Origin of the sequence: Mycobacterium colombiense (genome assembly GCF_003284975.1) — a bacterium.
Taxonomy (GTDB): domain Bacteria; phylum Actinomycetota; class Actinomycetes; order Mycobacteriales; family Mycobacteriaceae; genus Mycobacterium; species Mycobacterium europaeum_A.
This window is the reverse complement of record NZ_QMEU01000077.1, coordinates 1-21,418: the sequence shown is the minus strand read 5'-3', so window position 1 is coordinate 21,418 and position 21,418 is coordinate 1. Positions and strand designations below refer to the sequence as shown.

At 69.6% G+C, this 21,418-nt stretch carries 14 protein-coding genes; 12 read left to right on the top strand and 2 right to left on the bottom strand.

What is annotated here, in order from left to right:
* From DQP58_RS26970 to DQP58_RS19710, 10 genes are all read left to right on the top strand, one after another.
* On the top strand, window positions 1–224 hold a 224-nt coding region (locus tag DQP58_RS26970), incomplete at its 5' end, for a hypothetical protein (RefSeq protein ID WP_205869483.1).
* Window positions 224–3,769, top strand: a complete 3,546-nt coding sequence (locus tag DQP58_RS19750) for a tubulin-like doman-containing protein (protein ID WP_112709925.1) — start codon at window positions 224–226, stop codon at window positions 3,767–3,769. The genes DQP58_RS26970 and DQP58_RS19750, both read left to right, overlap by 1 nt.
* A gap of 2 nt (window positions 3,770–3,771) precedes the next feature.
* The gene (locus DQP58_RS19745) at window positions 3,772–6,423 is read left to right on the top strand and encodes a hypothetical protein (RefSeq protein WP_112709924.1); all 2,652 of its coding nucleotides are present in this window, start codon (window positions 3,772–3,774) and stop codon (window positions 6,421–6,423) included.
* A gap of 1 nt (window position 6,424) precedes the next feature.
* Window positions 6,425–8,467 carry a hypothetical protein gene (locus DQP58_RS19740; protein ID WP_112709923.1) on the top strand — a complete coding sequence of 681 codons (2,043 nt, stop codon included), beginning with the start codon at window positions 6,425–6,427 and terminating at the stop codon, window positions 8,465–8,467.
* The gene (locus tag DQP58_RS19735) at window positions 8,464–10,953 is read left to right on the top strand and encodes a hypothetical protein (RefSeq protein ID WP_112709922.1); all 2,490 of its coding nucleotides are present in this window, start codon (window positions 8,464–8,466) and stop codon (window positions 10,951–10,953) included. Before DQP58_RS19740 ends, DQP58_RS19735 begins: the two co-directional genes overlap by 4 nt.
* Window positions 10,953–11,885, top strand: coding sequence for a hypothetical protein (locus DQP58_RS19730; RefSeq protein WP_112709926.1), 933 nt, complete (start codon window positions 10,953–10,955; stop codon window positions 11,883–11,885). Before DQP58_RS19735 ends, DQP58_RS19730 begins: the two co-directional genes overlap by 1 nt.
* A gap of 17 nt (window positions 11,886–11,902) precedes the next feature.
* Entirely contained in the window at window positions 11,903–13,057 is a 1,155-nt protein-coding gene (locus DQP58_RS19725) for a hypothetical protein (RefSeq protein WP_165827921.1), read from the top strand.
* A gap of 98 nt (window positions 13,058–13,155) precedes the next feature.
* Window positions 13,156–14,049, top strand: coding sequence for a sensor domain-containing protein (locus DQP58_RS19720; RefSeq protein WP_165827920.1), 894 nt, complete (start codon window positions 13,156–13,158; stop codon window positions 14,047–14,049).
* A 3-nt stretch (window positions 14,050–14,052) separates the two neighbouring features.
* Entirely contained in the window at window positions 14,053–15,051 is a 999-nt protein-coding gene (locus DQP58_RS19715) for a sensor domain-containing protein (protein WP_112709919.1), read from the top strand.
* Window positions 14,951–16,018: a sensor domain-containing protein gene (locus tag DQP58_RS19710; RefSeq protein WP_112709918.1), complete on the top strand. Its 1,068-nt coding sequence runs from the start codon at window positions 14,951–14,953 to the stop codon at window positions 16,016–16,018. Before DQP58_RS19715 ends, DQP58_RS19710 begins: the two co-directional genes overlap by 101 nt.
* A gap of 67 nt (window positions 16,019–16,085) precedes the next feature.
* Here DQP58_RS19710 and DQP58_RS19705 read toward each other — a convergent pair whose 3' ends face one another.
* Entirely contained in the window at window positions 16,086–16,823 is a 738-nt protein-coding gene (locus tag DQP58_RS19705) for a cutinase family protein (protein ID WP_112709917.1), read from the bottom strand.
* A 301-nt stretch (window positions 16,824–17,124) separates the two neighbouring features.
* Between DQP58_RS19705 and DQP58_RS19700 the strand changes: the two genes are divergently transcribed.
* Both DQP58_RS19700 and DQP58_RS19695 read left to right on the top strand, forming a co-directional pair.
* Window positions 17,125–18,021, top strand: coding sequence for an SDR family NAD(P)-dependent oxidoreductase (locus DQP58_RS19700; RefSeq protein WP_112709916.1), 897 nt, complete (start codon window positions 17,125–17,127; stop codon window positions 18,019–18,021).
* Entirely contained in the window at window positions 18,011–19,579 is a 1,569-nt protein-coding gene (locus tag DQP58_RS19695) for an AMP-binding protein (RefSeq protein WP_112709915.1), read from the top strand. Before DQP58_RS19700 ends, DQP58_RS19695 begins: the two co-directional genes overlap by 11 nt.
* Before the next feature lie 64 nt (window positions 19,580–19,643).
* Here the strand turns inward: DQP58_RS19695 and DQP58_RS19690 are convergent.
* On the bottom strand, window positions 19,644–21,418 hold a 1,775-nt coding region (locus DQP58_RS19690; RefSeq protein WP_133259403.1), incomplete at its 5' end, for a cation-translocating P-type ATPase.

Here is a 21,418-nt window from a genome sequence, read left to right as displayed (position 1 = left end):
GCTTCAATGAGGCGGAGACACAGGAGCGGCCGATACCCGAACCGATACCCCGCCAGGACGACACGATGGCCGCGGGCTACCGGTACGGCGACGAGCCTGCTGAGCGCGATCAGCGCGATGAGCGCGAGGAGGGTGGGCCGCCCGGGCTCCCGCCGACCGAGGCGACGCAACCCTCCTATCGATATGACCCAGATCCATTCGACCCGTTCGGAGAGGGCACCTGATGCGACGTTTCCTGGTAGTGGGCTGCGGCGGTTCCGGCGGCGCGACGTTGTCCCTCATGATGGACCAGCTGCGCTCCGAACTGCACACCGCTGGGATCGAAAAGCTGCTGGCCGGTTGGCAATTCGTGCACATCGACGTCCCGAGCGCCGCGGAGTCGGGCCCGGAGGGGCTGGCGAACGTGCCCGCCCAGGGCGGCAGCTACGTCGGCTGCGGGCCGCAGGGCAGCAGCTACGCCGTCCTCGACGGTGCGCTGTCCCAACGGCTGGCGGCCGAATCGGCGCTGGACACCATCGCCACCTGGGCGCCGCGCAACCCGCAAGAGGTGTCGATCCCGATCTCGGCCGGCGCCGGGCAGTACCGGGCGATCGGGCGGATGATCACCCTGAGCAAGGCCGCCGAAATCCACGCCCGCCTACAGGCCGCGTGGGACACGCTGTTTCGCGTCGAGACCGTCTCGGAGATGTCGACGGTCGACGTACCGGGCATGGGTCGCTTCGACCCCAACGAACCACCGCTGGTGTTGGTGGTGTCGTCGATGGCCGGCGGCGCGGGCGCGTCGATGGCCCTGGACGTGTGCCGGCTGCTGACCCTGGTGACCGGTCTGGATCCCCGGTTGATGGGCGTATTCATGGTCACCCCGGACATTTTCGACTCGCTGCCGCAAAGCGCCATCATCGGCGTGCGGGCCAATGCGCTGGCGATGCTCGGCGAGATCGTGGCCAGCCAATCCGGTGCCGCCCGCGAACACGACGTCCGAATCCTGCGCGCCCTGGGCCACCATCACGGTGAGGGAGAACCGATTCCGTTCGCGCGGGTGTTCCCGGTGGGCCGCTACATCGGCGCCGACCGCACCCTGTTCGGCGACGGCTCGCAGTACGCGGTGTACCGGGGGCTGGCGCGCGGGCTGGCCGGACTGATGATGAGCGGGCGGGCCAGCGACCAGTTCGTCGCCTACGACCTGGGCAACACGGCGTCGCCGGTGGGCGACCGGGACCTGCTGGGCTGGGGCATCTCGTCGTGGGACGTGCTGCCCTGGGGCACCTACGGATTCTCCAGCCTGAGCATGGGCCGCGACCGCTACGCCGAATACGCCGCCCAGCGGCTCGCCCGCAGCTGCGTGGACAAGCTGCTCGACGGGCACATGCAAAAGGGCAACCCGGCGTCGAGCACCGAACAGCTGGACTCGCTGCTGTCCAGCCAATGGGCCTCGCTCTGCGGTGAACTCGGGTTGCCGCCCAGCGCCGGCGACGAGCAGACCCGGGTGAGCCAGCTCGGACGCTGGATCGGCACCGAAGCCTTCACGGCCGACACCGTCGCCGCCACGGTCAACGGCCTCATCGACCGTCAGCTGCGCAATCACCTGCCGAACCCGGAGGGCGTCGCGGCCGAACAGTGGGTGCCCACCATGCGTCAAGCCGTGCATAATCGGCGCGCCGAGCTGACCCGGGCGTGCGCGGATGCGGCCTACGCCATGGCTTTTCAGTGGCACCAAGACTTCGCCAACCGGCTCGAAAAGGTGGTCGGCGCGGCCATCGCGTCGCTAGGGTTGCCCTTTGCGCGCGAAGTCGTCGACCAGCTGCGCCGCCACATCGACGACCAACTGACCGCCGGGGTTGCTCAGCTGGGCAACATGGGCCCGCCCGACATCGTGGCGATCTCGCCGCAGGTGGACGCCGGACTGCGATCCCTGCACGGGGTGATGACCAACACCGACCAGGTGGTGGCGGCCGTGGTGGACGGATTCCGCGCGTCGGTGCGGCGTCAGCTGTTCGCCGACGCAGCCGCCCGCATCGCCGACGTGATGCGCGTGGTGGGCGTGGAACTGCTGGTGCCGCTGCGGGATCGCCTCAGCGAGGCCATGATTCAGCTGGAGATCGCCCGCTCGGAGCCGCCCACCGACGTCGGGCTGGCCCGCCTGGCCACCGATCAGTACGCGGCCTGGCCGGCGGACGCCGACGAGCTGGTGCCCAGCCGGTTCGCCGAAGCGAACAACGAAGTGCTGCTGATCAATTCGACCGCCTTCAAGGGACGCTACGAGGCCGATCTGCCCAAGGCGGTGGCCGGCGCCAACGCGATGATCCCGCTGCAATCGGCCATCGAGGAGGCGACCGCGCGGGTGATCCTGGGCGAATGGCAGACCACCGGCGGCGTGGCCGCACCCGGCGGGTTGATCGAGCGCACCGCCACCTGGGTCACCCGCGCGCTGGGCACCGACCCCGAGACGGGCCGCGCCCGGGTGCCCTCGATCGCGCAGTTCGACATCCACACCCGCCCAGTCGAATTGCTGCGCCGGGCCCGGCTGTACGTCGAGCGGCCCGGGGAGTCGTTCGCGGAATTCTGCAAGGTGTCGCTGCGCGACTACGTGCAGGGCGCGGGCGCCTCGGAGTCCGAACTGGTGGCGCGCCGTCGCGACATCGCCACCAAGTTCGCCGAGGCGCTGTCGCTGGCGCGACCGCTGGCCAGCGTCAACGACCAGGCCCTGCAGCGGGTGCACCCCGGCCAGCAGACCGAGTACCGCTACAAGTTCTCCGAGATTCCGTTCGCCGGTCAACCCGTCGACCGGGAACTGTTCGAGGTCATCCGCAACAATCCGCGCATCGACCAGGCGACCAAGGACAACTACGGGCGTTCGCTGTCCGACGAGGACAGCGTGACCCGCATCGACATCTTCGGCTCGTATCCGAACTATTCGCCGCTGGCGTTCGACTCGGTGCTCAAGCCCGCCGCCCAGCAGTGGGCGCAGACCGCGGGGCCCGGGCGCGGCGCCTTCTGGAAATACCGTCGTTCCCGGCCGCTTTCGGCGTCCCTGCCGATGACCGATGAGCAGCGGCGCACCATGACCGGCGGCTGGTTCGTCGGCCAGCTGCTGGGCCGCATCCAGATCCCGGCGTCGCCGTTCACCGAGCCGGTGCGCATCTACGACGCCGACAGCGGGCAGTGGCTGAACTTCCCGAACCCGCTGCTGACGCCGCCGTCGGCGTTTCATGCCCCCTACGATTGGTTGCCCGCGGTGCTCGAATCGATCCTGCTGGCGATCGCGCAATCGCACGAGCCGCCGGTGATGCGATCGCTGCGGCCCTACAGCGTGCTGCGTGAGCTCTACGATGCGCATTCGCAAGACCCTGCGAGCGGCATCGTCGCGCTGTCCGCCCAGGGGCTGCTACGTGAATTCCTGCAAGGCATCTCGAGCACACCCGGCGTGCAGTCCCGGGTCCCGGGGATCGCCGAGGCCCAGACCGCCGACGCGCGCGCCACGGCGGCGATCGAGTGGCTGACCACCATCCGCGACGTTGCGGCGCAGTACCTTCCGGCGGACATGGCCGGGGCCACCCCCGGCGGGGCGTTCACCACGGTGCCGACGCGCACCACTGCGTCGAACACACCGATGTTCCGCGACCTGGCACCCGACGTGTACGCGGCGACCGGCGCGCTGATCAACCTGATCCAGCACGAGGCCGAGGCGCTGGCGGCCGGCGCGGCGGCGGGCGGTCCGGTGCTCGACGGTGGTGCGCCCGTGGTGATCCCCGAAGGCGGGACGTTCTGACCATGGTGGTATCCAGTGACAGTGCCCTCACGGTGATCGTCTCTCCTCACCTGCATACCGACGAGCTGCTCGGTGTCCTGTGCGACTACTCGGCCGCGGGACTGCTGGGCGTGTTCGTCTGGGTGGACGCCGGCGATGCGCGCGGACCCGCCACAACGGCGACGATGGTCCGCGACGGGCGGTCGGAAAGCGTTGTCCTGCAACAGGTATTGACCGCCAAACCTTACGACCGGGTCCGGGTGGCGGTGTTGGTACCGCTCGAAGCTCCGGCGGATCAGCGGGCGCCCCTGGCCGCCGAGCAGTTCGTCGAACAGGTGGTGCGCAGCACCGCCAGGGGAGCGAGGATGACCCTGCTGCGGATGTTGCTCACCAGTGGGCGGGCCGGAGCCAGTCAGCTCAGCGCATCGGTGGTCGTGGAGGGCTGGCACAACCTGCTGATCGCACCCGAGGATTCGCCGGCACCCGGGCTGGGCGCGGTGCCGTGGGGACACCTGGCCGAACCGCTGGATCTCGCCCAGCGTGCCGCGCCGGTGGTCGCCGCGGTGGCCGGATTGTGGGCCGACGTGCAGCAGACCCCCTTCGACAGCGTGGAGATCCTGCCGGGCCAGACATTGCGCGCGGTGCGTGCGTTCTACCGCAGCCTGGACACCGCCGAGGTGGAACGACGGTTGCGCGCGCGATTGTTCGATCCGGCCGGACGGCTGCCGCTGCCGCACGGCGGCCAGGTGCCCGTGCTCTACGTCGAGGACGTTTCGGCGGCCACCCAGACGATGGCCCGCGCGCTGTGGACCAAACACCGCGACGTGCTTCGCGGGCCGCGGATGGGCGCCGACGACGTTGCCACGCAGGCTATTTCGATCTGGGCGGCGCTCAAGATGTTCCTGCGCTTCATGGGCGGGGCCCTGCGTAACGCCCCATCGGCGTGGCTGTCGGCGGTGAAGGGATCGGTATCGGCGGTGTTGGCCTCGACGGTGCAGGGCACCGTGTTCGGCGGCCGCGAATCCGCGTTCTCGGTGGTCACCAGCAGTCAGCTCGCCGACTGGCAGGACCTCGGCCGCAGCGCCGACACGCTCAACGCGGCGATCGGCGGATCGGCGGCCAACGCGCAACTGGCGCAACAGGATCTCAGCCCGCTGTGGATCGACTTCGTCAACGGCGCGCTGACCCTTGCCGACGGCGGGCGCCGCGCCAAGGGGCTCGACCCGATCCAGGTGGGCGCGGGCGTCGGTGTGTTGGCCAACGCCGCCGACGTCGTACCCAGTCGCGCGGATCGGTTCACGGCCATCCCGACGTCGCTGGCCGCGGTGATCGGCGTCAGCGACCTGGAGCCGGCCGACGTGCTCGGCGCCGCGGATCTGCGCCAGCGGCTGCAACGCGCCTACTCCGATCCCGCCGCGGGCGTGGAGGCCCGCGGGGCGTCGACCGAGCTCGAGCGCTGGCAGCAGCACGCGTCGAAAAGCTATGCCTGGCAGGCAGGATCAATCCTGGCCGACTTCCTGGGGCGGGCCCGCACCGAGGTGGCGCAAATCGCCGAACAGATCCAGCGGGCGGCCAGCGAGATCTCGATCGACGAGAAGGTGCGCGCCCGCCAACAGGCCATCGGCACCATCCTGGCCACGCTCACCTGGGCGACGCTGGGAGTGCTGGTCATCCTGGTGGGCATCGCGGTGGCCGGCTTCAGCGGCTGGAAATACACGTTGATCACCGGCGGCATACTGCTCGGCCTCTACATCGCGGTGTCGCTGACGCTGTTCCTGTTCGCCCAGCGCGACATGTTCACCTTGATGAATCTGCGGAAATCGCAACAGAATCAGCTCGAGATGATGCAGGCGAATCTGCAGACCGCACTGCAGGATGTCAGCCGCCTGTCCAGCGCCTACGGCCAATACCTGTCCTGGTGTCGCGTGCTGGGGCCGGTGCTGCGCGCGCCGTTTGGGCCCGCTCCGGCGGGGCGTTCGGCCGCGCCACTGATTTCCGACGGCCTGCCGCGCTGCGCCCAGGTCGGGGTCGCCGATCCCGGCGCGGAGCGTGCCGACGACGCCGCGCACGCCATCCAGCGCCGCCTCTACGCGCTCGGCTGGCTGACCAAGCCATGGCAGGAAATGGTCACGCAGGTGGCGGGCCGACTGCGCGAGGACCCCGAAATGCTCTACCGCATGCCGGGTTTCCGGACGTCCTCCGGTCTGGATCAGTGGTCGGCGGCGGTGGCTTCCGGGCAGGTGCACTCCACCGGCGCCGACGCCCTGTGGCAGCGTGTCGAGCAGATGTTCGCCGAGGATGACCGGGTGGGCACGGCGCTGACCGGTGCGGTGTTGGCGCCCGCGATGGGCCAGCACGTCGGCTCCGAGCAGTTCGCGGCCGGGGTAATCGACCACCGGCCGGGGCAAGCCGCCCCCTTTGATGGCTCGGTGTTCACCGACGCGGCGATGACCGCGGGCCGCTGCGCGGTAGCCATCGATACCGCCGCGATCGCCCGACCCGGCCTGGGTTTCCGGGCCACGGTGGTGCAGGCCAGCGACGGCCTGGCGCCGTATGACTTCACCCTTTTCGAGGTGCCGCTGGCGGCCGCGTCGGGCTTCGAAACCGAGAAGACCGCGGTGATCACGCACACCGAGCACCGCGACGCGCCGCCCGGCGGGGATTTGGTGTTCTAGCATGCCCGATCCGCAGCACGCCGGCGACGCCGACGACCCCCGCCTGAACGCCCTGATCGCGTGGCGCCAACGCCTAATCGACTCCGGGGCGGTGTCCAAGGCGGGGTTCAAGGAGACCCACCTGCGGCTGATACTGCGTTCGGGACGCACTGACGTGGAACAGATTCGGGCGATGCTGCCCGGATCTGTCGCCGACTACGCCGAGGAACTGGCGGCAGTGCTGGCCGAGGTGGACTCGGAATCATCGCCGGGCCGCCATCACCGCCCGGGAAGCCTGTCCGCGGTGGAACCCGACGGTGAGCCGACCGGTGCCGCGACACTGGCCGATGACGGCGCGGGCGACCAACCACCGCCGAGCCCAAGCGATTTCGCCGCCTACACCTTCGGCGAACAGACCGGACCCCTGGCCGCCGTCACCGTCAGGCCATCCCGCGACGACGCCGACGGCTACGAGCTGGCCTGGACGCCGCACCTGCCGGGCGGGCAAGCCGTGGTCATCTACCGGCTGGTCGCTCAGGAGGACAACGCGCCGTACTCCCCGGATCGGGCACGGCTGGTGGCGGCCACCACGGCGACCGCCGCGGCCGACCCGCTGCCCTCTGCCGCGGCGGTGCGCTACTACCAGGTCTGGGCGAACGTCGGCGCGACTCGCGCGGAAGCGCTTGCGGCGCAACCGGTCAAGCACGCCGAGGGCGTCGCGGTGAGCCCGGTGCGCGATTGCGTTGTCCGGCAGGACAACGGCAAGGTCATCGGCAGCTGGACAGTGCCGTCGGCGGTGAGCACCGTATTCGTGTCCCGGTTGCCTGTCGAGGAAGCCGGTCGGGAGGGTCCCCAGCATCGGATCCTGCTCGACCGTGACAATCGGGCGGGCTTCGTCGACTCCGACCCGGCTCCCGGTCGGCATTACCTGTACCGGATTCGAGCTGCCGTCCCGATCAACGGCGTGCTGCGGCTGGCGGCGGCGGTGGAGGCTGACGTCCAAATCGCCGCCGTCCTGACACCGGTCACCGACCTGATGGTGACGTCGGCACCGGGGTCGGCCGAGGGCTTCGAACTCACCTGGAAGCCGCCGGCCGCGGGCGAAGTGGTGATCTATCGCAGCCAGACCGGACCGGCCGCCGGGGCCGAGGCCAATGACTTGCCCGAGGCGGCGCTCGAGCAGATCGGGCTGACCCCGGATTTGCGCTTGACACAACCGATTACCGAGCAGCCGGGCCCCGATGGACGGCCGCGGTCGATGATGTCGGGGGTGTCCTGGCCGACGGACTGGAGTCGCGCCTACTTCACCCCGGTCACCGTGCTGGCGGGTCGCGCGTTGCTGGGCAAGACCTTCTGCTCGGTACGCACCGGAGTCATCCGCGACGTCGAACTCGCCGAGTACTGCAACAAGCAGGTCCTGACATTCGACTGGCCGCAAGGCGCCGCCGTCGTCGTGGTGTACCTGGCGCCCAAGGGCTACGACCCGCGCAACGGGTTGACCGGCACGTCCTACGAAATCACCGTCGAGCAATACGAAAAGTACGGCGGCCTGCAACTGCCCAACGGCAAGCTCCCGGTGAGCGGGTGTTCCCTGCATCTGGCGCCGGTGGCCTTCTCCGCCGGCCGGCGCGCCATCGGGGCCGTCCGCAGCATCGAGTACGCCGGCCTGCTGCGGCTGCAATACGCGGTGCAGTTGAGCCGCGACCCGGCGGGGCAGCCGTCGCACGCCACCATCTATATGCGGTCCGAATACGAGGTGCCCGGGTCGCCGGCGTTCGTGCTGATCAACCACCCGGATCGAATCCCTTTGTCGCCCACCGATGGTGAAGCGCTTGACGCGGCACCGCTGGATGCGCAGGGCGGTTTGGCGGCCACGCCGTCCAAGGAACTGCGGTGGTCGGCGTTGACCACCGCGGGAACCGCCGAGCCGTGGGCCGTCGATCTGCGGGGCCGGCGCGGATGGATCAGGTTGTTCGTCAACACGCCCTCGGCGGCGCGGCTGCGCACCATCGCGCTCCTGGACCCGCCCGTGCACAGCCTTCGCCTGAGTGTAGGCGCGCCATGACCCCGCGCTACGGCCAACTCGCCTACACGAGCTTCGACCAGCCGGGCGGCGCGGGGGGCTGGCAGGTCAAGCAGACCGTCGGGGAGCTGTCGGCGGAGGAGACCCAGCGCCTGGCGTCGGGTGTCCGTACCGCCTTTCGGCCGGTGACGCCGCTGCCCGACTATCCCACTCCGGAACAGCTGGACGCGGCGCCGCGACGCCTCGAGTACCGCCGATGGGCCAGCGATGCGGCGGGTTACTGGCACACCGTAGCCGCGGGTGCCGACAGCACCGGGCGGCCGGGCAACGTGTTCGCGCATGTGTTGCTGGACAGGGCACCGGATTCGGCGCCGCGGGTGCGACCGATCCAGCGGTGGGGCGCACCGGCCTGGTTGCGTCCGTTCGGTGCGGCGGCGGTCGCTCGCGCCACCTTGCCCGGTGATCCGCCGGGCGCGGCGCAAGTCGTCACCCGAGAAACCGCGATCGCGTTCGCGCTGGACACCAGCACCTGGCGGGTGGGCACCCTGCTCGGATTGCTGGACGCGGTGGCGGCCGCGCTCGACGGTGGCGCACCCGTGGTGTTGGGCGCGGTCTCCGTCGACTCGGCCGCGCAGTGGATCGGCCTGGTGAGTTTCCTCATGTCGCCGGGAACCGCGGCCACCCTGAACTTCAGCACCTTCGATCGCGCCGACCAGCTCGGCGCGGCGCAGCACGCTATATCGCACCTGGCCGCGGTGCCCATCGATGACTTGGACACGGTCCCAACGGGTTTCGTGGTCATCGACGAGACCGCGACGTTATCGCTCGGGGAGTTGGGTGGCGATCCGCACCGGACCGCGGCCGGCCAGGCGATCGAGGTCACCGCCTGGTCGGTGATGGCACAGGAAGTGCTGCTCGATCCGCAGTCGGCCCTCGCGGTGCTCGACGAACTCGACCACCGTGCCGCACAAACCCAGGATCGGGACCTGCACCCGGCCTGGCCGCTGGCCGTCACGATCGCCGCCGACGAGGAGTTCTCCGCCGCCCATCCCGAAGCGAACGCGATCATCACCGCGCACTCGCCGGCGGGCATCGCCCCGGGATCGCCGACCGAACGCCTTGTCGACGAGGCGCTTTCAACGCTCGTCGGGCAGACCACATCCGACGCCTGGAAGGCGGCCGAACAGAACCTACCTGGCTTCGCCGGCGAGCACGCCATGCTGAGCTACCTGTGCCGGGCGATCGACGACGACACCTGGCTGGACCAACTGGGTCCGATTCCATTGGGCCGCAACACCTATCACGGACGTCCGGTTCCCGAGCCACTGACGGCCGCCCTCGGGCCGGCTTTGCAGCGGACCGGCGCCACCGGTGACCCGCAACGACTGCTCAAGCTGGTCGATCTGTTGCTGCGGGCGGGTGTCGACGATGATCGCCTGACGCAGGCCCTGACCGATCGGGTAGCGGCCGAGCTGGCCGACCCGCACACCGGGCCCACGCTGGCCCGGCGGCTGACGCATCGGCTCGGCCCGGAAACCCGGATCGCCGCCGCCGCCGCGACGCTGCGTCTGAATTACGAAAGCGCACCGGTGATCAGCGATACCGTGCTGGACTGGTTCGCCGACGGGTCCACCATGCCCACGCCGGGCGAACTGCTGGCCGCGCAGCCGTGGGACGCGACGTGGACCCGCGCGGCGGTGTGCGGCATGCGCGCCGAGCGCCATCCGAGTGAAGCGGATAGCTTCGCCGAGCTGTGGTGGCTCGCGGCCAACGGATCCCCATACCGCGATGAACTGGCGGCCCGCCGCGTCTGGGATCCGACGCAATTGCTGGCGGCGGGCGGTGCCGCATTGAGCACCGCGGCGCTATTGCCGACGCTGCTGGGGGCGCCCGACAGCGAATCATTGCTGCGGCTGGCCGACGAGATCACCGCCGCCAACAACGATGACCTTGCGGTGGCAAGCGCCGCGCTGCGTGCGGTAAGCCCGGCATCCTGGGTGCAGCGCGGCTACATCAGCACCCATCAACGGGCGTACTCCGGGCTGTGGGACACGGCATTACGAGAGATCGGTCCTGGGCGGGTGCACGCCGACTGCGCGGTGCGGTTGACGGTGCTGGCGGCCCTGGGCGTGATTGCCGGACGGCCACGCCCCGTGCTCGCGGCTCAACTGGCCGCCGATCGCGCGGTGGCCGGGGCCGCCGCCGAGCAACTGGTCGCCCTGGCCGATGTCGAAATCGTCACGGCCACAGAGGTGTTGGCGGCCAGCCTGCTGCGCACCGACGCCGCCGAACCGGCGGATGCCGTCGATGCTGTGCTGGCCTCGGCCGCCGCCGCACTGACCGTAAGCCGGCAGTTCAGCGAAGACAACCAGGAGGCGGTGCTCGCGACGATGATGCGGATGGCCGGTAACAACGAGGGAACGCCACCGAGACGGTACCGGAAGCTGCTGAGCGCCATGCTGGCCCGCCGCTCCGACGGGCAGGCGCCGCTGGCGACCCCGTCGGCTCCGATGTGGAGGAACCCCTGATGCCGATCTACGCCCTGACCGCACGCAATCAGCGCGCCCACATACCCGTCGGGCCGCTGTCGGTCTCCATCAGCGGTGCGGTACACGACGCCGCGCTTGACATACAGGGCGCGCAGGGTCAGCCCGTGGTGCGCTCCAGCCCCCAGCACGTCGTCCTGCCGTCGCTGGCCGGTCCTGTCACGATCGCCGTGCGGCCCGCCTTCACAACACAATTCGGCGCCGGCACGGTCGTGCATCTCTCGATCGCCCACGATGTGCCCGACGAGGCCGACCCCGTCCAGGTGCTGTTCGACCCGGTGGACGTCGGCGGCGACACCGCGGTGGTGTTCGCCGAACTGCGGCCGGCCGGCCACCACATCGAAGTTTCCGTGACCGCCGCGGCCGACACGGCGCTGAGCCCGCTTGCGGCCGCGGCCCGCACCTCGGCACGGCGTCTCATCGGCCGGGACCGCAAGCAGGCCCACGCCGAACTCGTTGTCGCGCTGAACAGTTCGGCGTCGATGCGGCCCTGGTTCGCCGATGGCAGCGCGGCGGCGGCCACCGACGTGGCGGTGGGGGTAGCCGACGCCCTCGGAATCCGCGACGTGGCCGCGGTGCTCGTCGGAGCCGACGTCACCAAGATCGCTGTGGAGAATCACGCCTCGGGGCCGGGTGCGGGGCTCGCCGATGCGGTGCGCCAGGTGCAGCCGCGATGGTCGGCGGGCGCGCGCTGGTCGCGGCTGCGCACCGACATCGCCACCGTGGCCTGTTCGGACTTCCCGGTTAGCGGCGTGCAGCGCGGCTTTGCGTTGATCACCCTGTCCGATGACCGCCGGGTCGCCGGACCGCGGCTGCCGGCGCCGCGGCCGGGGCAAGACGCGGCCGCGGAACTGCTTGCGCATCCGCAGGTGCTCGACGACATCACCGCCCAGCTTGTTCGGGCCCTCACATGACCGCGCCCGCGGCGATTTTGACCAAATGCCCGCGCTGCTTTGCGCTTTTGGATCCCGACCACCACTTGTGGACACTGGCGCCCACTGGCGGTGCGCCCCGCTATCACGACGAGGTCGGCTCGGCGTTCCTGGGCGCCAAAGCCGACATCGGGCCGATGTTCCGGTGGGATCGTCCGCCGGGGTACAACGGCCCGCCGCCGCCGCACATCGCCGCCCAAGCGCTGCGTGGCCCCGTCCTCGAGATCTGTCCGGTGTGCCACTTCACCCTGCCCGATCGATGGCGCGAGGGGCAGGCGTACTGCATCGCGATGGCGGGGGCCCGCGCGACCGGCAAGAGCCTCTACATCGCCGTGCTGGTTCGTCAACTGCAGCTGCTGTGCGAACACCTCGGATTCGCGATGGCGCCCGCGACGCGTTCGACGGCCCTCGCGTACACAACCCATTACGAGACACCGCTATTCGTGCAGCGCGGCCTGATCCCGCCGACGCCCACCATCATGACCCAGACGTCCACGCAGCGTGAGCCACTGATCTTCAGCCTGGGCACCTGGCATGGGGTACAGCGCTACCTGGTGCTGCGCGACGTCGCCGGCGAGGACATGGAGTCCGGCAACCTGCATTCGCCGCCGTTTCGGTTCTTCAGTAATGCCGAGGCCGTGTTCTTCATGTTCGATCCGCTTCGGGTGCAATCGATTCGCGATCAACTGCAGGACCTGCTGCCCCCGCAGATGGTGAGCGGGGGAGACCCGCGCGGCGTGCTCAACAACGTAATGATGGCCATCGGGTCCGGCGAACCACGGCTGGCGGTCATCTTGTCGAAGTTCGACGCGCTGCGGGCGCTGCGCGATGTCGATGGGTCCGAGTGGAGCATGGTGATGTCCAACGCGGGCGCCGCGTATCTGCGCGATCCCTCGGATTCGGTGCTCTACGACGACAACGACGGCCAGCTGCTGCACGAAGAGGTGCGCAGCCTGCTGACCCGGCTCAACGCCGGCTCGATCATCGCCGGCGTCGAAAACCCCTCCACCCCAAGACGATTGAGGCACCGGTTCTTCGTCGTCTCGGCCCTCGGTCAACCACCGAGCGGTCAGCGACTGCACGCCCGGGGCATCGCGCCGTTCCGCTGCGTCGACCCGGTCCGGTGGGTCACCTCGAGCTTCGGGGTGCTCTAGGTATTCATGCGGCGAACATGACCAACCCACCTCAGAACCCATTCGAGCACAATCCGTTTGGTGGTTCCCCGTTCGGGAGTGTCCCCTCCGGTCCTCCGGTGTATTCGGCGCCGCCCGCACCGCCGCCCGATCGCCCACCGGTCAACGCGTTGGCGACATTGTCGGTGGTGTTCGCGTTCGTGTTCGCCCCCGTCGGGGCGGTGCTGGGGCACTTGGGGCTTCGGCAAATTCGGCGGACGGGCCAGCGCGGCCGCGACCGTGCCCTGGTGGGGACGGTGCTGTCGTATGCGGTAATCATTGTCGTGGTCGGCGTTTTGGTGGTGTGGTTGACCCGGCCCGACAGTCCTGCCGCCCGCACCGCCGCCCCCGCCACGGCTTCCCCGTCCGCTAGCCCAGTGGTCACGCCGTCCGATCTGGCACGGCTGGTGCCCACTCTCGCCGACGCCAAGGCCATCACCGGCGACGACAAGCTGATACAGGCGGTGATCCTGCGCCGGCCCGAAGATCTCGCGGCCGGGGGACAAACCACCGACCGTCCGGAATGCCGCGGCGCTCTATATGCCGGCGTGCCCGACCTGTACAACGTCGGACCCCTCGTCAATTACTACATGCCGGTCTTCGCCGACCGGGATGACCCAACCAACACGAGGTCGATTGACGCCGCCATCGCGGCATTTCCGGATTCGGCCGCGGCGCAAGCGCAACTGGCGAAGATGTCCTCGGCATGGCGCCAGTGCGGTGGCCTGCCGGTGAAGATCACGTTCCTCAATAAGAGCACCGTGGCGTTCTCGCTCAACGAGCCGATCGATGCCGGCAACGGCATCACCACCATCGAAGCCGCGGCGCGCGATGACCTGTCGGTGCATGCGATCGCCGCGAAGGCCAACGTCGTGATCGATCTGCTGGTGTCCTACACCGGCAACGACGTGGACCGTGCCCGCCAGACCGCCACGGCCGTCGCCAACCAGATTCTCGACAAGATTCCGGGCTGAACCATGACCAATCCACAGAATCCGTTTGACCCCAACGCCTTCGGTCAAGGCCCGTACGGTGGTGTCCCATACGGGGGAATGCCGCCGGTCTACACAGCGCCGCCACCGCAGCGGCCGCGCACCAACGTCTTCGCGACGTTGTCGGTCGTATTCGCCTTCGTCTTCGCGCCCGCCGGGGCGGTGCTGGGCCACCTGGGCCTGGCGCAGATACGCCGCTCCGGCGAACGCGGGCGCGATCGCGCGATCGTCGGCTTGATGCTGTCATATGCGGTCATCACGCTGACGGTGGTCGGCGTGGTGGCGTGGGCGACCCAGTCCGGCAACGAGTCATCCCGGGCGGCGTCACGCACCAGCGCTCCGGCCTCGACCCGCGCCGGCTCGGGGCCGCCGTCGTCCATGGTCACCCCGACGGGCCTGCCCGGGCTGCTGCCGACGATCGACGACGTCAAACGGTTCGTGGGGGACCCCAACCTCGTTGCCTTACCGCCGACGTTTCGGCCAGGCCCGGATTCCGACAGCGCATCGGTGGATCGCCCCGAGTGCTGGCCGGTGATGGGGGGCGGCGCTCCGAACTCCGACACGCAGGCCCTCGTCGGTTACTACGGGTTGGTGCTGATCGACGACCACGACGTACCCGCACTCAAGGAAGCGGGGCAGGCGCTCATGTCCTTCCGCGACCCGCCTGCCGCGCAACGCCAGTTGGCGAATCTGGTGTCGATATGGCGCAAATGTGGCGGGTCGACGATGAACATCCTCCCGCCCCCGGGCAAGCAGGCGGCGCCGGTCGCGGTCTCAATGGGTGTGCCCTCCGATGCCGGAAACGGCATCACCGCCATGGTTTTGACCACGCAGGGCCCGGTGCTGCGGTCGCGCAACGACCGAGCGATTGCCGCCAAGAACAATGTGGTCGTGGACATCAATGTTGTGCTGGTGGACACCGACCGCGGCCAGCAGGCCGCACTCGACATCGCCAACTTCATCCTCAACAAGATTCCGAGCTGAACACATGACCAATCCTTTTGGCGCCACCCCATTTCAGCCGAACCCGTTCGGAGGTCCGCCAGGTCCGCAACACCCGCCGCGACCGCCGGTCCCACCGCCGCACGATGAGGCGAACGTGTTGGCGACGCTCTCGGTGGTGTTCGCGTTCGTCTTCGCCCCGGCCGGACTCATCCTGGGTCACTTGGCGTTAGCGCAGATTCGCCACAGCGGGCAGCGTGGCCGCGATCGCGCCTTGGTCGGGGTGACGCTGTCATATGTTTTCATCACCGCATTGGTGGTTGCGTTGATCGTCGGGGCGGTCATGCCTGACGCGAGGTCAATCCAAGCCGCCCCGCCACCGACCACCACCACGAAACCACCGCCGCTTACCGTCGCGCCGGCCGATCTCGACGGGCTGCTGCCGAGTCTCGACGACGTCAAAAGGTTCACGGGCGACCAAACATTGACGGTCTATACGACCTACCATCGGCCCACCCTCGACCCGCAGGTGAGCACGATCGACCGACCGGAGTGTTTCGGGGCGTTCCGTTCCGGCGAGCCCTCGGTCTACGACCTTTCACTCATCAGCGGCTATTCCGAGTCCAACTTCCTCGATACCAACGAACCCCTCAATCAATGGAGCGTAGGGGAAGGGGTCGCGGCGTATCGCGACGCCGCGGCGGCGCAGACACAGCTCGCCAACCTGCGATCCATCTGGCAGCGATGCGGGGGCTTAACGGTCAATGAGACACGCAGTAGCGGCAAGGCATACCCGGCCTCCATGACGTTGCCTGCCGATGGAGGCAACGGCATCACGACGATGGACAACGTGTCAGACACCCCGATTCGCGTCTTCGGTGTCCGCGCGATCGCCGCTAAAACCAACGTGGTCATCGACGTAGGGGTGTGGGCCACCAGCAATACCGACCGCAGCCGGCAAACCGCCCTCGCGGTCACCAACTTCATCCTCAACAAGATCCCGGGCTAGCCGCAGGTCAAGTCCGTTCGGCTCCAACCTGATCCTGGGCAGGATCCCCGGCTAGCCGGCCGGCTACTTAGCCGCCAAAGCCGGCCGGAGGCGCCGCGGCCGGAGCCGGGCCATCCAGGCCGAGGTGGCTGGAGGCGAACGCGACGCCCTTGTCGATCATCGTGCCGTCGTCGGCGTAGGTGTTGTGCGCCGCGAAGTTGAGGCCGTCGGAGCAGACCGGGTCTTCGGTGGCGCACACCTTGATGGTCTTGTCCACGAACGTCGGGCCGATGACCACGGGCGGTTCGTTGAGGAAGTTCATCGCCCGCACGTTGGGCATGCCGAACAGCACGACCGAGGAGACGTGGCTGGCGATGGAGGGGTCCAGGGGCTTGGGCACGGTGTTGGGGTCGATGCCGTCGGGCACCGCCGGCGAGGTGACAAAGCCCATTACGGCCGCGCCCTGGGAGTAGCCGCCGAGCACCATCTTGGTGTTGGGGCAGTCATGGGCCATCGAATTCACGTGGGCGCCCGCGTCTCTGACGCCGTCGATGCCGGTCGCCCATTGATCGCTGGCGGGGTAGTTGACGGGGTAGACGTCGAAGGACCGTCCGCCCACGCGCTGGTGCAGGGCGTCGACGAAGGCCTGGCCGGTGGGGCCCACGCCCGGTGCTTCACCGGTGCCGCGGGCGAACACCACCTGCACGTCCGGACACTGGGCCGACGCGGAGGGGATAACGGAGGCGGACACGGCCGAAACGGCCACGCCCGACGCTGCGAGAACTACTGCTGAACCGAGGGTACGAATGACGTGACGTGCGATCATGCCGCCATTGTGCCCAGCCAACACGCCGCTTAAACACCAGAAACACCGAAATTACCGTGTTCTCATAAAATAACCGCCGCGATTGCGGACGGGCTGAGATTTGTTGTGCGCGACGCCATCCGGCGCGGGCGCCCGAGCTCGTCGCGCCCACCGCTCGCTCGGGTCGCCCGCTGGGCGGCAGCGCCGGGCCGAAGCGCGGGCCCGCGCCCCAGTGTGGTCTGCTACTCGTAGTTACGAGCCGGGGTTACGGTGAAGCAACAGCCGACCTCGGCAAGCGGCTCGAGCGAATGCGGCAGCGAAGTTGAACGCACTAACGCAGGCCCTGAACACGGTCACGGACCACGTGGCCAACCCGGCGCGGGTGTCGGATCCCGACAAGTTGCGCGGCGCCGTCTCCGGCAAAACCGTCTTGGTGACCGGCGCCTCCTACGGGATCGGTGAGGCGACCGCGCGCAGCCTGGCCGCCGCGGGGGCCACCGTCCTGGTCGTCGCCCGATCCGAGGAACGGCTCTGCGACCTGACGGCGTCGATCAAAGCCGGTGGGGGCCACGCGGTCGCCTACCCCACCGACCTCACCGACGAATCCGCGGTGAGCACCCTGACCAAGGGGATCACCGAGGAGCACGGCCCACCCGACATCGTGGTGAGCAACGCCGGCAAATCGTTGCGCCGCTCGCTGCATGAGCAATACGACCGGCCGCACGACTTCCAGCGCACGATCGACATCAACTACCTGGGGCCGGTGCGGCTGCTGCTGGGACTGCTGCCGGCCATGCGCGACAACCGCAGTGGGCACATCGTCAACGTCTCAAGCGTCGGGGTGCGGGTGGCGCCGGGTCCGCAATGGGGTGCCTATCAGGCGTCGAAGGGCGCCTTCGACCGCTGGTTGCGCAGCGTCGCTCCGGAACTGCACACCGACGGCGTCGATGTGACCACGGTGTACTTCGCGCTGGTCCGAACCAGGATGATCGCGCCCACCCCGCTGCTGGGCCGCCTACCCGGCCTGTCGGCGGACGATGCCGCCGACGCGATCGCCAAGGCGGTCATCGAGCGGCCCCGCACCATCGAACCGCCCTGGGTACTGCCGGCCGAGCTGGCCTCGGTGCTGCTGGCCGGGCCGGCCGATTACGCCGCCCGGCTGTGGCATCGCCGGTTCTTCAGCGACTCCGACACCGACGAGGCCGACAATGACGAATGACCGGGTGATTCCCACCGCCGCCCGGGCCCTGGTGCGCTCGGGCCTGCTGAGCCCGCCGACGCCGCTGGCGGGTTTCCGGCTGGTTCGCGAGGCACGCCGGGGCGGCACCAATCCGTACACGCTGCTGGCGGTCACGACGGCCCGCTGGCCCGACCGGACGGCGATCGTGGACCACGACGGCGCGCTCAGCTATCGCCGGCTGCAACTGGTGACCGAGTCGCTGGCGCGGCGGTTGGCCGACGACGGCGTTGCACCCGGGCAGGCGGTCGGGGTGATGTGCCGCAACGGACGCGGTTTCGTGGCCGGCGTGTTCGCTGCCGCCCTGCTGGGCGCCGATGTCGTCCCGATGAGCACGGAGTTTCGCAGCGACGCGCTGGCGGCCGCGGTGCAAGCGCACCGCATTTCGACCGTGGTCGCCGACGGCGAATTCGTCGAGCGGCTGCGGGCCGCTGACGAATCGGTCGACACCGTCGATCCGGCGACGACGGTCGGCGCCGACGAAGGCGCCCGCAGACCGACCGTGGCCGCCCCCGGCCGCATCGTCCTGCTGACATCGGGCACCACCGGCACCCCCAAGGGGGTGCCCCGCTCACCGCAGCTGCGCTCCGCGGTGGGCGTGTGGGTGACGATCCTGGATCGCACCCGGCTGCACACCGGGTCACGAATCTCGGTGGCAATGCCCATGTTTCACGGGTTGGGGCTGGGCATGCTGATGCTGACCCTCGCGCTCGGGGGAACCGTACTCACGCGCCGCGAGTTCGACGCCGAAGCCGCGCTGGCCCAGGCGTCGCTGCATCGTGCGGACGCCTTCACCGCGGTACCGGTGGTGCTCGCGCGCATCCTTGAGCTGCCCGAGCAGGTGCGGGCGCGAAACCCGCTGCCCTACCTGCGGACGGTGATCTCCAGCGGCGACCGCCTCGACCCCACGCTGGGCCAGCGGTTCATGGACGCCTACGGCGACGTCCTCTACAACGGCTACGGTTCCACCGAGGTCGGTATCGGTGCGCTGGCCACGCCGGCGGATCTGCGCGAAGCGCCCGAAACCGTCGGAAGGCCGGTCGCTGGGTGCCCGGTGCGGATCTTCGACAAGAACGACAGGCCGGTCGGGCCGCGGGTCACCGGGCGGATCTTCGTCGGCGGCGAACTGACCAGCGACGGCTACACCGACGGCGCGGCTAAGGCCGTCATCGACGGCATGACCAGCACCGGCGACATGGGCTACCTGGACAACGCGGGCCGGCTCTTCATCATCGGCCGCGAAGACGACATGATCATCTCCGGCGGCGAAAACGTCTATCCGCGCGCGGTCGAAAACGCGCTCGCCCAGCACCCCGCCGTCGCCGAGAACGTCGTCATCGGAGTCCCCGACGAGCGGTTCGGTCAGCGCCTGGCCGCGTACGTGGTCGCCCAGCCCGGCAGCGAGATCGACGCCGCGCAGCTGCGCGAATATTTGAAGGACCGGGTCTCCCGCTTCGAACAGCCCCGCGACATCAACGTCGTGGACAGCATTCCGCGCAACCCGACCGGCAAGGTGCTGCGCCGGGAGCTGTCCGGCTGAACCCGATCGTCCGCCTCCTTGCGCGCGCCGCTACCCGGCGCTCGCCGTGGCCGGACCAACACGATCATTCCTCGCCGGGCTCCAGGGCGGCGACCTGCTTGGCCAGCCAATTGGGGGCCAGCGCCGAGATCGCGGTGGCTCCCGCCGTCGAGCCCAGCACCCCGGACCAGGCGACCGGCCCCAGCGGCGTGCAGCCGAAGAACTGACTGATCACCGGGGTTTGCACGATGCCGACCAGGACGCCGGCGCTGCCCAAAGCTGTCGCCACGACGAGCGGGCTGTGCCGGCGGGTCAGCAGCGTCTGCGCTAGCTGCGTCGTCACCAGCGCGGTCAAACCCATTGTCGCCGTGCGTCTTTCGGTACCCGGCGTCCAGCGCCCGATCGCCCAGGCGGCCGTTGCCCCGGCGGCAGTGACGGCGCCGCGGGTGACGATCTGGCGCATCAGCGGGGCGTCGAGTGAGGGCGTGGCCCCGGTCAGCACGGCGCGCCGGTGCAGGCGGCGCGCCTCCTCGGCGGCCTCGGCCGATTCGTATTCGGCTTCGTCGGGTTCGACGTATTGCGAGGTGACGGCGACCGCGAGCGCGGGGAACATGTCGGTGAGCAGGTTGACCAGCAGCAGCTGACGGGTCCCCACCGGGGCGCGGCCGGCGCCGAACGCGGTGCCGATGATGGTGAACAGCACCTCACCGACGTTGCCGCCGACCAGGATCGTGACGGCATCGCGCACGCCCCCCCACATGCTGCGCCCCTCGACCAGGGCGTCCATCAACACGCCCAGATCCTCGTCGGTCAACACGATGTCGGCGGCGCCGCGGGCGGCCGACGAACCGCGACCGCTCACCCCGATACCGACGTCGGCCATCCGGATGGCGGCGGCGTCGTTGGCGCCGTCGCCGACCATCGCCGTCACCCGGCCGCAGCGCTGCAGAGCGGCCACGATCTGCACCTTCTGCTCGGGGCTGACACGGGCAAACACCTGCACGTCGGCGACCAGCTTGGCGCACGCATCCTCGTCGAGACCGGCGAGTTCGGCGCCGGTGACCACCCGGGCGCCCTCGGGCAGGCCCAGCTGGCGGGCGATCGCCCGCGCGGTGACGGGGTGGTCGCCGGTGATCAGCACCACGTTGCGGTCGGCGTCCACCAGCGCCTCGATCAGCGGGCGCGCCGACGCCCGGGCGGTGTCGGCCAGCCCGACGTAGCCGAGCAGCTCGAGGTCCTTCGCCGCGGCGTCCACGGCGTCGGCGTCGGTGTCGTCGTCATCGGTCTCGTGCTTCCAGCCGCGCTGCGCCACGGCGAGCACCCGCAGTCCCTGCTCGGCGAGGCCGTGCACCACCGCCTCGGCCCGCTCGAGGTCGGCGTCCGGGTCGGCGAATTTGCAGCGCGGCAGGATGACCTCGGGCGCCCCCTTGAGCACCAGCACCGGCGCCTCGGCGGGCTTGCCATTGCTGGTGCCGTCGTGCCCCTCGGTGCCGATCGCGGCGGCGAAGCCGCGGCTGGACTCGAACGGCACCTCGGCGAGCATCGCCCAGTCCGAATCGCTTTGGCCGTTCAGCGAACTCGCCGCGATCAGGATCGCCTCGTCGGTGGCGTGCGCATGTCCCTGACCCTCCTGCGGCCGAGCGGACGCGCGCGCCGCGGCCCGCAGCAGCCCGGCCGATTCCGGGTCGGTCAGTTTGGGGAAGGGATCGTGCGGGTCGACGTCGTCGGGCACCGCGCAGACCACGCGCAACCGGTTCTCGGTGAGCGTGCCGGTCTTGTCGAAGCAGACGGTGTCGACGCGGCCCAGCGCCTCGATGGTGCGCGGCGCGCGGACCAGGGCCCCGCGCGCGGTCAGTCGTT